This is a genomic window from Streptomyces sp. NPDC005899 (assembly GCF_040629645.1).
Taxonomy (GTDB): domain Bacteria; phylum Actinomycetota; class Actinomycetes; order Streptomycetales; family Streptomycetaceae; genus Streptomyces.
This window is the reverse complement of sequence record NZ_JBEXWB010000237.1, coordinates 1-10,095: the sequence shown is the minus strand read 5'-3', so window position 1 is coordinate 10,095 and position 10,095 is coordinate 1. Positions and strand designations below refer to the sequence as shown.

At 71.3% G+C, this 10,095-nt stretch carries 13 protein-coding genes; 6 read left to right on the top strand and 7 right to left on the bottom strand.

What is annotated here, in order from left to right; genetic code table 11:
- Positions 1-61 precede the first annotated feature (61 nt).
- The 3 genes from msrA to ABZ371_RS23035 all read right to left on the bottom strand — a co-directional run bounded on the left by msrA (position 62) and on the right by ABZ371_RS23035 (position 2,127).
- A complete protein-coding gene (msrA, locus tag ABZ371_RS23045; RefSeq protein ID WP_358682772.1) occupies positions 62-769 on the bottom strand; it encodes a peptide-methionine (S)-S-oxide reductase MsrA in 708 nt (235 codons plus the stop codon).
- Positions 770-837: 68 nt separating this feature from the next.
- Positions 838-996, bottom strand: a complete 159-nt coding sequence (locus ABZ371_RS23040) for a hypothetical protein (RefSeq protein WP_358682770.1) — start codon at positions 994-996, stop codon at positions 838-840.
- Positions 997-1,023: 27 nt separating this feature from the next.
- The gene (locus ABZ371_RS23035) at positions 1,024-2,127 is read right to left on the bottom strand and encodes a hypothetical protein (protein WP_358682768.1); all 1,104 of its coding nucleotides are present in this window, start codon (positions 2,125-2,127) and stop codon (positions 1,024-1,026) included.
- A gap of 80 nt (positions 2,128-2,207) precedes the next feature.
- On the opposite strand from ABZ371_RS23035, the gene ABZ371_RS23030 reads away from it, so the two are divergent.
- Positions 2,208-3,353, top strand: a complete 1,146-nt coding sequence (locus tag ABZ371_RS23030; RefSeq protein ID WP_358682766.1) for a cystathionine gamma-synthase — start codon at positions 2,208-2,210, stop codon at positions 3,351-3,353.
- A 48-nt stretch (positions 3,354-3,401) separates the two neighbouring features.
- Here ABZ371_RS23030 and ABZ371_RS23025 read toward each other — a convergent pair whose 3' ends face one another.
- Both ABZ371_RS23025 and ABZ371_RS23020 read right to left on the bottom strand, forming a co-directional pair.
- On the bottom strand, positions 3,402-3,605 hold the full coding sequence (locus ABZ371_RS23025; RefSeq protein WP_358682764.1) for a DUF1059 domain-containing protein: 204 nt from the start codon (positions 3,603-3,605) through the stop codon (positions 3,402-3,404).
- Positions 3,606-3,700: 95 nt separating this feature from the next.
- Positions 3,701-4,231, bottom strand: coding sequence for a MarR family transcriptional regulator (locus ABZ371_RS23020; protein WP_358682762.1), 531 nt, complete (start codon positions 4,229-4,231; stop codon positions 3,701-3,703).
- A gap of 157 nt (positions 4,232-4,388) precedes the next feature.
- Between ABZ371_RS23020 and ilvA the strand changes: the two genes are divergently transcribed.
- The 3 genes from ilvA (at position 4,389) to ABZ371_RS23005 (ending at position 7,610) form a co-directional block, all read left to right on the top strand.
- The gene (gene ilvA, locus ABZ371_RS23015; RefSeq protein WP_358682760.1) at positions 4,389-5,618 is read left to right on the top strand and encodes a threonine ammonia-lyase; all 1,230 of its coding nucleotides are present in this window, start codon (positions 4,389-4,391) and stop codon (positions 5,616-5,618) included.
- 133 nt (positions 5,619-5,751) lie between these two features.
- The gene (locus ABZ371_RS23010) at positions 5,752-6,756 is read left to right on the top strand and encodes an ATP-binding cassette domain-containing protein (RefSeq protein ID WP_358682758.1); all 1,005 of its coding nucleotides are present in this window, start codon (positions 5,752-5,754) and stop codon (positions 6,754-6,756) included.
- Positions 6,753-7,610: an ABC transporter permease gene (locus ABZ371_RS23005; protein WP_358682756.1), complete on the top strand. Its 858-nt coding sequence runs from the start codon at positions 6,753-6,755 to the stop codon at positions 7,608-7,610. Before ABZ371_RS23010 ends, ABZ371_RS23005 begins: the two co-directional genes overlap by 4 nt.
- A gap of 69 nt (positions 7,611-7,679) precedes the next feature.
- Here the strand turns inward: ABZ371_RS23005 and greA are convergent, their stop codons facing one another.
- The gene (greA, locus tag ABZ371_RS23000; RefSeq protein WP_358682754.1) at positions 7,680-8,177 is read right to left on the bottom strand and encodes a transcription elongation factor GreA; all 498 of its coding nucleotides are present in this window, start codon (positions 8,175-8,177) and stop codon (positions 7,680-7,682) included.
- Between the two features lie 191 nt (positions 8,178-8,368).
- Positions 8,369-8,773, bottom strand: coding sequence for a DUF4307 domain-containing protein (locus ABZ371_RS22995; RefSeq protein WP_358682752.1), 405 nt, complete (start codon positions 8,771-8,773; stop codon positions 8,369-8,371).
- A gap of 97 nt (positions 8,774-8,870) precedes the next feature.
- Here ABZ371_RS22995 and mca point away from each other — a divergent pair, with 97 nt between their 5' ends.
- Both mca and ABZ371_RS22985 read left to right on the top strand, forming a co-directional pair.
- Positions 8,871-9,752: a mycothiol conjugate amidase Mca gene (mca, locus tag ABZ371_RS22990; RefSeq protein WP_358682750.1), complete on the top strand. Its 882-nt coding sequence runs from the start codon at positions 8,871-8,873 to the stop codon at positions 9,750-9,752.
- A 1-nt stretch (position 9,753) separates the two neighbouring features.
- Positions 9,754-9,990 carry a hypothetical protein gene (locus ABZ371_RS22985; protein WP_358682748.1) on the top strand — a complete coding sequence of 79 codons (237 nt, stop codon included), beginning with the start codon at positions 9,754-9,756 and terminating at the stop codon, positions 9,988-9,990.
- Positions 9,991-10,095 lie beyond the last annotated feature (105 nt).

The window sequence follows — 10,095 nt, the reverse complement described above, 5'->3', positions numbered from 1 at the left end:
GGCGGCTGGGCAGAACACGCCGGCGACCGGCGGACGACGGCCGCCGGCAGCGCCCGGGCGGTCAGTCGACAGCGTGCGCCGGGGCGATCCCGGTCGGGCAGGCGCGGCCCCAGTTGGTCTCGGACGGGGACTCCAGGGTGGCACCCGTACCGCCGATGCCGCAGTAACCGTCAGGGTTCTTGTCGAGGTACTGCTGGTGGTAGCCCTCCGCGGGCCAGAACGTGCGGCCCTCGGCCGGCAGGATCTCCGTGGTGATCTCGCCGAATCCGGCCCGGGTCAGCACCTGCTGGAACGCCTCGCGGGACGCCGCCGCGCCCTCGGCCTGCTCGGGGGTGTGGGTGTAGACCGCCGAGCGGTACTGGGTGCCCACGTCGTTGCCCTGGCGGAAGCCCTGGGTCGGGTTGTGGGACTCCCAGAAGATCTTGAGCAGCTCGGCGTAGCCGACGACCCGGGGGTCGTAGACGACCCGGACCGCCTCCGTGTGACCGGTCAGGCCGGAGCAGACCTCCTCGTACGCGGGGTTCTCCGTGTAGCCGCCCTGGTAGCCGACGAGGGTCGTCCAGACACCCTCCGTCTGCCAGAACTTGCGCTCGGCGCCCCAGAAACAGCCCAGGGCGAAGTCGGCGACCTCCAGGCCGCGCGGGTACGGGCCGGCCAGCGGATTGCCGAGCACCGTGTGGCGGGAGGGGAGGGTGAATTCAGGGGTGGCGCGCCCGCGCAGGGCCTCCTCGGGGGTGGGGAGCTGCGGGGTGCGGTGGTGCAGGAACATGCGGGGGCTCCTCCGGAATCAGTGTGCAGTGCGTACAACACGGAGGCGGCGGCCAGGATTCCGCACCCTCACGGAGCCGGAGCCGGAGGGCCGCGGTGGTCGTGGCGGTCACGGGCGTGCGCTTCGGGGGCTTCGTAGGAGTCCATGTACGCGGCCGTCTTCTTCCTGGCACGGAACCAGAACCAGAGCGCGAGGGCTATCAGGACGAGGGGGATCAGTCGTGCCATCGGGGGCTTTCCCTTTCCGGGGTGGATTCAGCGCGGCAGGGTCGCCGGGCTCCCGCCGTTCGCCTCGTATCCGGCGACGGCCAGCGCCCGGTACACCGTGTACTCGGCGGCGGGGTCGGAGCTCTGGGTCCAGGGCAGGGCACCCACGTACCCGTCGATGTGGACGAGCTGGTGGACAGCCTCCGACCAGCGCTCCATGCGGACGAGGAAGAGGACCAGCAGGTGCCGCACGTGCGCGAGCAGCGGGTCGTCCGCACGGGCCGCGTGCACCGCGAACATCGCGCCCTCGACCGCCTTCGTCACGACGGCGCTCCGGTAGAAGCCCTGCACCAGGTTGACCTCGGGCAGGTGCTCGTACACCGCGAACAGCGGCAGTGCGGCGAGCAGCGAGCCCCGGGGGGCGCGGGAGGCGGCCGCGGTCGCGAAGCGGTCGGCCTCCTCACGTGAGCCGTGCCACTTCTCGCACCAGAAGTGCAGGGCGGCGATGTGCGCGCCCATGTGGGCCGGCGCCCGGTCGATGATCTTCGCCCAGAGCTGGTCGAACCGCTCGGGGGAGTAACCGAGGCCACGGGCGACCGCCAGCTCCACGATGTACGGGACCGGGTCGCCGGGAGCCAGCAGGGCGGCCTCGCCGCAGACCGTACGGGCCTCCTCCAGGATGATGCGGAAGTCGTCCGTGCCCACGGTGCCCGTGCGCCACGCCTGCTGTACCAGGAACTCCGCGTGCACCGCCGCGGCGCCCGCGTCCTTCGGGGCCTCGGCCCGCCACTCGCGCAGCCACGCCCCGCCCTCGCCGGGCCGCCGCGCCAGCTCCAGGGAGGCGGCACCGGCGAACGCCTGCACGCGCTGCCACCGCGTCTCGCTCTCCTTGGGCGTGCCCGCGAGCAGTTGCGAGGCGGCGCGCCAGCTCCGGGTGCCCTGCACCACGTCGAGGACGTCGAGCAGGTCCTGGTCGGGGCCGGGCAGCCGGACGTCGAGCTCCTCCTCGCGCGCGAAGCCGTAGTCGTCCGGGTCGGCCGCGTCGGGCGAACCGGGGGCGACCTGGCGGATACCGCCACGGCGGCGGAGCACGACCGGGCCGGCGACGGCGGCGAGCATGCACAGCGCGAGCAGGAACCACAGAATCTCCATGCGGTCCATTGTCCCCGGGCGGCGACACCGTCGGCGCAGTGGCCCATGACCGCCCTCCCGACGAACTACGCTCGGTCCTCATGAGCGACCAGCAGAGCTTCGAGACCCTTGCGATCCACGCCGGCAACACGGCGGATCCCCTCACCGGCGCCGTGGTCCCGCCGATCTACCAGGTGTCCACCTACAAGCAGGACGGCGTCGGGGGCCTGCGCGGCGGTTACGAGTACAGCCGCAGCGCCAATCCGACCCGGACCGCCCTGGAGGAGAACCTGGCGGCACTCGAGGGAGGCCGGCGCGGGCTCGCCTTCGCCTCCGGCCTGGCCGCCGAGGACTGCCTCCTGCGGACCCTGCTCACGCCCGGCGACCACGTCGTCATCCCGAACGACGCCTACGGCGGCACCTTCCGGCTGTTCGCGAGGGTCGCCTCCCGCTGGGGCGTCGAGTTCTCGGTCGCCGACACCTCCGACGTGAGCGCGGTACGGGCGGCGATCACCCCCCGCACCAAGGCGATCTGGGTCGAGACCCCCTCCAACCCGCTGCTCGGCATCACCGACATCGCGGCCGTCGCGGGCGTGGCCCGGCAGGCGGGCGTGCGGCTGGTCGTCGACAACACCTTCGCGAGCCCCTACCTCCAGCAGCCGCTCTCGCTCGGCGCGGACGTGGTGGTGCACTCCACCACCAAGTACATGGGCGGCCACTCGGACGTCGTCGGCGGCGCCCTCGTCGTCAGCGACCCGGAGCTGGCCGATGAACTGGTCTACCACCAGAACGCGATGGGGGCCGTGGCCGGGCCGTTCGACGCCTGGCTGGTGCTGCGCGGCATCAAGACCCTCGCGGTCCGCATGGACCGCCACGACGAGAACGCCACGAAGGTCGCCGACCTCCTGACCCGGCACCCCAAGGTGACGCAGGTCCTCTACCCGGGCCTGCCGGAGCACCCGGGGCACGAGGTGGCCGCCAAGCAGATGAGGGCGTTCGGCGGCATGGTGTCGTTCCGCGTCGCGGGCGGCGAGGAGGCGGCGGTCGAGGTCTGCAACCGGGCGAAGCTGTTCACGCTCGGCGAGTCCCTCGGCGGTGTCGAGTCGCTGCTGGAGCACCCGGGCCGGATGACCCACGCGTCCGCCGCCGGTTCCCCGCTCGAGGTGCCGGCCGACCTCGTCCGGCTCTCCGTCGGCATCGAGAACGCCGACGACCTGCTGGCCGACCTGACACAGGCGCTCGGCTGAGCCGGATCCGCCCCTCCGGCGGCCGTGGACACCTCCCGGCCGCCGGACTCAGGACCGCCCTCGGACGGCGGCCCTCTCGTCCTCCAGCGAGGCCCGGACCTGCTCGCGCAGCTCCGGGCTGTCGGTGTGCTCGTGGACGGAGACGGCGTGCTCCGTGGCGGCCCGCACGACCTCGTCCTCCTCGCCCGAGATGGTGAGTGAGCAGTTCGAGACGCTCGGATACCTGCGGCAATCGGCGGTCTTGCGTGTCATGACGGCCTCCTCGGGTCGGGTGCCGTACCGACTCCTCCAGCATAGAACCGAACGAACCGGGTGAAAACGCCCGGTCGAGCCCCGCCGGTCCTCCGTCAGTTCTCCTGCGCCGGCTGGTGCGCGGCCTGGCGGGCCGCCAGTGCCGCGTTGAACCGGGTCAGCAGGCCGCAGAACGTGTCGCGTTCCTCCTCGCTCCAGTCGCCGGTCACCTGGGACATCAGCTCGCGCCGTGAGGCCCGGACCTCCTCCAGACGGGACTGGCCGCGCGGCGACAGCTGCAGCACGACGGCCCGGCCGTCCTCCGGATGCGAGGTGCGCTTGACCAGACCGGTGTCGACGAGCGGCGCGACCTGGCGGGTCACCGTCGAGGAGTCGATGCCCATGCCCGCGGCCAGCGCCTTGACGCCCATCGGCCCTTCCAGGTCGAGCCGGTTGAGCAGGAGGTAGGCGGCGCGGTCCATCGAGTTGCGGACCTGGCCGACACCGCCGAGGCGGGTCTGCTCGGCACGGCGGGCGAACACGGCCACCTGGTGCTGGAGCGCGTCCAGGAGGTGGTCGGGACCCGGGTGTCCGGGGGCCGCGCCCCCGGAGGGAGACGCGGCAGTCGTCATGTCCTGAGGGGGCATGGCCGTGGGCTCTCTTCGTGCGGTGTCGGATGGGTGGGGGACAGAGTACGCGGCCCCGGGGCAACGCGTACCAGGGCTGCACAAACCTGTGGACACCACCGCAGCCCGCCATGAGATGCGACGGCCCGGACGGCCTCGAGCTGCAAGACTTGCTGCCATGAGCTTCCGTACCCCGGGCCCCTTCCCCCCGTTGATCCTCGACGACGTCCGGGGAGCGCAGAAGATGCTGTCCGGGGTGGCCAGAACGACGGGCATGGAGGGCAGCCGCCATCTGAGCGCACTCGTCGGTGCCCCGGTCCACCTCAAGTGCGAGAACCTCCAGCGCACCGGCTCGTTCAAACTGCGCGGCGCGTACGTGCGGATCTCCTGTCTCAGCCCGGTGGAACGGGCGGCCGGAGTCGTGGCCGCGAGCGCCGGAAACCATGCGCAGGGTGTGGCACTGGCCTCCTCGCTGCTCGGCGTGCGGTCGACGGTCTTCATGCCGGTCGGGGCTCCCCTGCCGAAGGTGGCGGCGACCCGCGAGTACGGGGCCGAGGTGCGGCTGCACGGCGCGGTCGTCGACGAGACGCTCGCCGCCGCCCAGGAGTACGCCGAGGAGACCGGCGCCGTGTTCATCCATCCCTTCGACCACCCGGACGTGATCGCGGGGCAGGGCACGGTGGGCCTGGAGATCCTCGAACAGTGCCCCGAGGTCCGCACCATCGTCGTCGGCATCGGCGGTGGCGGCCTCGCCGCCGGGATCGCCGTCGCCGTGAAGGCGCTGCGCCCCGACGTCAGGATCGTCGGCGTGCAGGCGGCCGGCGCCGCCGGCTACCCGCCCTCGCTGGCCGCCGGGCACCCGGTGGCGCTCGGCTCGGTGCAGACGATGGCCGACGGCATCAAGGTCGGCCGCCCCGGCGACATCCCCTTCCAGCTGGTGCGCGAGCTGGTGGACGAGGTGCGCACGGTCTCCGAGGACGAGCTGTCCAGTGCGCTGCTGCTCTGCCTGGAGCGGGCGAAGATGGTCGTCGAACCGGCGGGGGCGAGCCCGGTCGCCGCCCTGCTCAGCGACCCGGGGGCGTTCCGCGGGCCGGTCGTCGCCGTGCTGTCGGGCGGCAACGTCGACCCGGTGCTCATGCAGCGCGTCCTGACCCACGGCATGGCCGCGGGGGGCCGGTACCTGAGCCTGCGGCTGCGGCTCACCGACCGGCCGGGCGCGCTGGCCGCCCTGCTCGCCACGCTCTCCGTCGCCGACGCCAACGTCCTGGACGTGAGCCATGTGCGCACCGATCCGCGCCTCGGCCTCACCGAGGCGGAGGTGGAGCTGCACCTGGAGACGAAGGGGCCGGAGCACTGCCGGGAGGTCGCCGCCGCGCTGCGGGCCGCCGGCTACCTCGTACGGGAGTGACAAAACCGGTTGTGGGCCGCCCGGTATCCCCATAGCGTGCGCGCCGGACACTCCGGGGCTCCGCGCGCGGACGCACCGGCGTATCTAGGATCTGCTCAGGAAACCACCCGAGAGCAACTGGGGGAGTCCCACGATGCCTGGCGCCATTTACGCCGAAGGTCTGGTCAAGACCTTCGGCGACGTACGAGCACTGGACGGCGTCGACCTCGACGTACCCGAGGGCACCGTCCTGGGGCTGCTGGGCCCCAACGGTGCCGGCAAGACCACCGCCGTGCGCGTCCTGACCACCCTGCTCCGGCCGGACAGCGGACAGGCCGTCGTGGCGGGGATCGACGTGCTGAGGAATCCCGACGAGGTGCGCCGCTCGATCGGCCTGTCCGGCCAGTTCGCGGCCGTCGACGAGTACCTCACCGGCCGCGAGAACCTCCAGATGGTCGGCCGGCTCTACCAGATGAGCAAACGCGACGCGAAGAAGCGGGCCGGACAGCTCCTGGAGAGGTTCAACCTCGCCGAGGCGGCCGACCGCACCGCGAAGACGTACTCCGGTGGCATGCGCCGCCGCCTCGACCTGGCGGCGGCGCTCGTCGTCTCCCCGCCGGTCATGTTCATGGACGAGCCGACCACCGGTCTCGACCCGCGCAACCGGCAGCAGCTGTGGGAGGTCATCCAGGAACTCGTCGCGGGCGGTACGACACTCCTGCTGACCACGCAGTACCTGGAGGAGGCCGACCACCTCGCCCACGACATCTGCGTCATCGACCACGGCAAGGTCATCGCCCGCGGCACCTCCGACCAGCTCAAGGCCCGCACCGGCGGCGAGCGCGTGGAGGTCGTCGTCCACCACCCCGACCAGGTCGCACCCGCCCGCTCGGTGCTCGCCGTGTACGGCAAGGGGGAGATCGCCGTCGCCGAGCACACCCGCAAGCTGACCGTCCCGGTCACCGGCGGGGCCAAGCTGCTCGCCGAGGTCATCCGGGACCTCGACGCGCAGGGGGTGGAGATCGACGACATCGGCCTGCGCCGCCCCACCCTCGACGACGTGTTCATCTCGCTGACCGGCCACGCCGCCGAGCTGGGCAGGAACGACGAGAACGGATCGACCGAGGCCGCCGAGGGCCGGAAGGAGGACGGCAAATGACCGTCGTCACGGATGCACAGGAGTTCGCGCCGCGTGCCCGGCGCGGCGCGATCGGCCGGTCGGTCGCCGACTCGCTCGTGGTCGCGCGCCGGAATCTGATCCGGATGGCCAGGATCCCCGAGGTGGTGATCTTCGGGCTGGTCCAGCCCATCATGTTCGTGGTGCTGTTCACCTACGTCTTCGGCGGTTCGATCAAGGTCGGCGGCACCATCTCGTCCGCGGACTACCGCGAGTTCCTGATGGCCGGGATCTTCGCCCAGACCGTCACCTTCGCCACCGCGGGTGCCGGAGCCGGCATCGCGGACGACATGCACAAGGGGCTGATCGACCGCTTCAGGTCCCTGCCGATGGCCCGGGGCGCCGTCCTCACCGGACGCACCATCGCCGACCTGGTGCAGACCGCGCTCACCCTCGTCGTCCTCGCCGGGGTCGCGCTCGTCATCGGCTGGCGGACCCACGAGAACATCGGCAAGGTCCTGCTCGGATTCCTGCTGCTGCTCCTGCTCGGGTACGCGTTCTCCTGGATCGGCGCCCTGATCGGGCTCGTCGTGCGGACACCCGAGGCTGCCACGTCCGGCGGGCTGATCTGGCTCTTCCCGCTGACGTTCATCTCCAACGCCTTCGTGGACGCCAACCAGATGCCGACGGTCCTGCGCCACATCGCCGAGTGGAACCCCTTCAGCGCCACGGTCCAGGCCTGCCGGGTGCTGTTCGGGAACCTGCCGCCCGGCTTCGTGACGCCGGACGCCTGGCCCATGCAGCACCCGATCCTGGCGTCGGTGCTCTGGTCGGTGATCATCGTCGTGGTCTTCCGGACCCTGGCGGTCCGCAGGTACCGCTCGGCCACCGCCTGAGCGACGCACCGCTCGACGGGGAGGTCCCGGCCGCGGGCGCGGCCGGGACCTCCCCGTGCGGTGGGCGGGTCAGCCCGTGTAGGGCTTCGCCGAGATGATCTTCACCGACGCCTTCTTGCCGTTCGGCAGCTCGTACTCCGCGTCCTCGCCCGTCCGCTTGCCGTTCACGCCCACGCCCAGCGGGGACTGGGGCGAGTACGTCTCGATGTCCGAGCTGGCGTACTCGCGTGAGGCGAGCAGGAAGGTGATCGTGTCGTCCGGGTCGCCGTCGAAGGCGATCGTCACGATCATGCCGGGCTCGACCACGCCGTCGTCGGCGGGTGCCTCGCCGACCTTCGCGTGCTCCAGGAGCTGGGTGAGCTGACGCACCCGGAGCTCCATCTTGCCCTGCTCCTCCTTGGCCGCGTGGTACCCGCCGTTCTCGCGGAGGTCACCCTCTTCGCGGGCCGCCGCGATCTTGACGGAGATCTCCGTGCGCGCGGGACCAGACAGGTACTCCAGCTCCGCCTTCAGCTGGTTGTACGCCTCCGGCGTGAGCCAGGTGACGTTATCGCTGGTCTGGGTCACAGGGTGCTCCTCGTCGGTACTGGGAATACAAAGCAACGCCCTACCCCAAGCATGCGCTGCCACGGGTGGGCGAAACAACGAGCCTAACAATTCCCCGCGAAAAGGGGGAGAAGGTAAAACGGCGTACGCCCGTTCGCGCTGGTCAGCACGGGAGCGTGCGGTTCGGGCGCGGCGCGCGCCCCGCAGTGTCCTCAGCCGTCCGCCGTGCAGGCCAGCAGCTCCACGGCGGTCGCCCTGGACGTCGTGCGCAGTGCGACGACCCGGTCGATCCGCTCCGAGCGCTCGTCGAACCGGAAGTCCTTGCGGGCCACCTCGCCGCCGTCCTCGCTCAGGGCGCGGACCGTGCAGTAGCCGTCGGCACCGCGCTCCTTGCGGACCTCGAGGTGCGCCTCCGCCCGGTCGTCGGAGACGACCTGGGACTTGATCAACTCGGCACTGATGTCCTGGCCGGCCACGTAGTCGTAACCGAACCAGCCGACCACACCCAGGAACAGCACGCCCAGGACCGAGCCGACGGCCTTCAGTCCGCGATCCGCGCGCTCGTCCCCGGACCGGCCGTAACGCCCGTCGGGCAGTGCCTCGCGTACCGCCGCCATGATCGTTCCTCCCGTACCGGGGACCGAGGAATTTTCCACCCCCCGGTTCAGTCACTATAGAAGCCGACCGATGCGACCGATGACTGAGGACCGAGTCTTGACCGAGCAGCTGAGACTGATGGCCGTCCACGCCCACCCCGACGACGAGTCGAGCAAGGGCGCGGCCACCATGGCCAAGTACGTGTCCGAGGGGGTGGACGTCCTGGTCGTCACCTGCACAGGCGGTGAGCGCGGATCCATCCTCAACCCCAAACTGCAGGGCGACGCGTACATCGAGGAGCACATCCACGAGGTGCGCCAGAAGGAGATGGACGAGGCCCGGGAGATCCTGGGCGTCAAGCAGGAGTGGCTCGGTTTCGTCGACTCGGGCCTGCCCGAGGGCGACCCGCTCCCGCCGCTGCCCGAGGGGTGCTTCGCGCTGGAGGACGACGGCAAGGCCGCGGGGCGCCTCGTCGCGAAGATCCGGGCGTTCCGCCCCCAGGTGATCACCACGTACGACGAGAACGGCGGGTACCCGCACCCCGACCACATCAAGACCCACACGATCACGATGATCGCCTTCGACGGGGCCGCGGACACCGAGAGGTTCCCCGAGGCGGAGTTCGGGCCGGCCTGGCAGCCGCAGAAGCTGTACTACAACCAGGGCTTCAACAGGCCGCGCACCGTGGCGCTGCACGAGGCGCTGCTCGCCCGCGGACTGGAGTCCCCGTACGGCGACTGGCTGGAGCGCTGGAAGGAGTTCGAGCGCGCCGAACGCACGCTGACCACGCACGTCCCGTGTGACGAGTTCTTCGAGATCCGTGACAAGGCGCTGATCGCGCACGCCACGCAGATCGATCCGGACGGCGGCTGGTTCCGGGTTCCGATGGAGATCCAGCGGGAGGTGTGGCCCACGGAGGAGTACGAGCTCGCCAAGTCCCTGGTCGATACCTCCCTCCCCGAGAGCGACCTCTTCGCGGGCATCCGCGACAATGCCTGATATGTACGCGACCCAGGCACTGACGCAGCTCGTTCCGCTCGCCGCCGACGAGCTCGACAAGAACAAGGTGACTCCCGGCGTCCTCGGCTTCATCGTCTTCGCGGCCCTGGCCGTGGGCGTGTGGCTGCTGATGAAGTCGATGAACCGCCACATGGGCAAGGTCGACTTCGAGGAGGCCCCGGACCCGGCGGCATCCGGTGGGAAGGCGACGGAGAAGACCGCGCCGACAGGCAGGTAGCCGGCCGGTCCCCCGCGGGCCCGTCGCGCCGGGGACCCGTGGGTGGGCCCCGCCCGCGCGGGTGGAGCCCCGCGGGTGCCTCGCGCCGCGGCTCCGGCGTACGCC

What these genes read in the sequence shown, in the direction of transcription:
- msrA (WP_358682772.1), bottom strand. Translation starts at nt 769, where the DNA reads ATGTTCCTGCACCACCGCACCCCGCAGCTCCCCACCCCCGAGGAGGCC.
- ABZ371_RS23040 (WP_358682770.1), bottom strand. Translation starts at nt 996, where the DNA reads ATGGCACGACTGATCCCCCTCGTCCTGATAGCCCTCGCGCTCTGGTTC.
- ABZ371_RS23010 (WP_358682758.1), top strand. Translation starts at nt 5,752, where the DNA reads ATGCCTGGCGCCATTTACGCCGAAGGTCTGGTCAAGACCTTCGGCGAC.
- ilvA (WP_358682760.1), top strand. Translation starts at nt 4,389, where the DNA reads ATGAGCTTCCGTACCCCGGGCCCCTTCCCCCCGTTGATCCTCGACGAC.
- ABZ371_RS23020 (WP_358682762.1), bottom strand. Translation starts at nt 4,231, where the DNA reads ATGCCCCCTCAGGACATGACGACTGCCGCGTCTCCCTCCGGGGGCGCG.
- ABZ371_RS23005 (WP_358682756.1), top strand. Translation starts at nt 6,753, where the DNA reads ATGACCGTCGTCACGGATGCACAGGAGTTCGCGCCGCGTGCCCGGCGC.
- ABZ371_RS22995 (WP_358682752.1), bottom strand. Translation starts at nt 8,773, where the DNA reads ATGGCGGCGGTACGCGAGGCACTGCCCGACGGGCGTTACGGCCGGTCC.
- ABZ371_RS23030 (WP_358682766.1), top strand. Translation starts at nt 2,208, where the DNA reads ATGAGCGACCAGCAGAGCTTCGAGACCCTTGCGATCCACGCCGGCAAC.
- ABZ371_RS22985 (WP_358682748.1), top strand. Translation starts at nt 9,754, where the DNA reads ATGTACGCGACCCAGGCACTGACGCAGCTCGTTCCGCTCGCCGCCGAC.
- ABZ371_RS23035 (WP_358682768.1), bottom strand. Translation starts at nt 2,127, where the DNA reads ATGGAGATTCTGTGGTTCCTGCTCGCGCTGTGCATGCTCGCCGCCGTC.
- ABZ371_RS23025 (WP_358682764.1), bottom strand. Translation starts at nt 3,605, where the DNA reads ATGACACGCAAGACCGCCGATTGCCGCAGGTATCCGAGCGTCTCGAAC.